We start from the raw sequence: 1,090 nt of genomic DNA, 5'->3' as shown, positions 1-1,090 counted from the left end.
AGTTTTGCCAGCCACTTATCCCAGATAAATGGTTTTTGACCACAATCCTCTGCCTCTTCTTTTCGGCGTACCGCATTACGCACCGTCATTGCGCCAATCCAGCGAAACGGCTCTGGAGGGAAATGCCCCAATGGTCCTTTGGCTAAGCCACTTCGAGTCCATTCGTTATCCAACCCTAACACCATAGAAGAGAGGATTTTTCCGCCCATGCGAGTCTGCGCAACACCATTACCTGAATAGCCAAAACCATAAAAGACATTACGTTGCTCGTTCAACTTCCCAAAAAATGGAAAGCCGGAGGTTGAGCGATCGGATCCTCCTGTCCATGAGTATTCAAACTCCGCCTCTTTCAAACTCGGGAAAAGTTTATCGAATGACTTCCTTAGAAGATTTTGATAACGAGTTGGTTTATTGAACATCACGTCCACTTGGTTGTTGAAAGAGAACTGATTGCCTCCCTTGCCTAACATGAGGCGACCATCTGGCGTATCGCGGTAGTAATGAACAAAAATACGCGAATCCAACACGCTCGTTCCCGCTTGCCAGCCCGTTTTCCGTAACGACTCACCAAGCGGTTTGGTGATGACCATGTCGGAAGAAACCACCACGATACTGTTTTTGAACTGCGTAAAGTGCTCCACCATCCATGCGTTTAATGCCAGCACGACCTGCTTTGCTTTTATTTGTGCGTCAGGAGTGCTCACGGTAGCTGGTTGGCCAAAATCCAATTTGGTCATTGGTGTGTTTTCGAAGATTTCGATCCCCATTTCTGATGCAACTCGGCGCAAACCTCTAGCCAACATCGCGGGTTGGACGCTAGCAGCAACCGAAGAATGGAAACCTTCAAGATGACGGGGGGAGCCTGTATTTGCGTGCAGCTCATCTTCTTTGCAGCGACGCCAACTATTGACGCCTAAACGTGAAAGCTCATCGACGACAGGTTGCATGCAGCCCGCTTGCGCGTGATTTGTTGCCGTGTAATACACGCCTTTAAGCGACAACTGAGCATCAATAAGGTGCTGTTTACAAAACGCGTCAATTTCAAGCACGGCTTGTTCGGACTCTTTGACTAACCAAGCAGCCTGAGCGT

At 48.6% G+C, this 1,090-nt stretch carries 1 protein-coding gene; it reads right to left on the bottom strand.

Annotated features, from left to right (window positions below; genetic code table 11):
• A partial coding sequence (locus tag R7F07_RS25355; RefSeq protein WP_318110688.1) for an FAD-dependent oxidoreductase occupies positions 1–1,090 on the bottom strand: 1,090 nt, incomplete at both ends.

Origin of the sequence: Vibrio sp. YT-16 (genome assembly GCF_033337405.1) — a bacterium.
Taxonomy (GTDB): Bacteria; Pseudomonadota; Gammaproteobacteria; order Enterobacterales; family Vibrionaceae; genus Vibrio; species Vibrio alginolyticus.
Note: the sequence above shows the minus strand (reverse complement) of the source record. Positions and strands in the feature narration are given on the sequence as shown.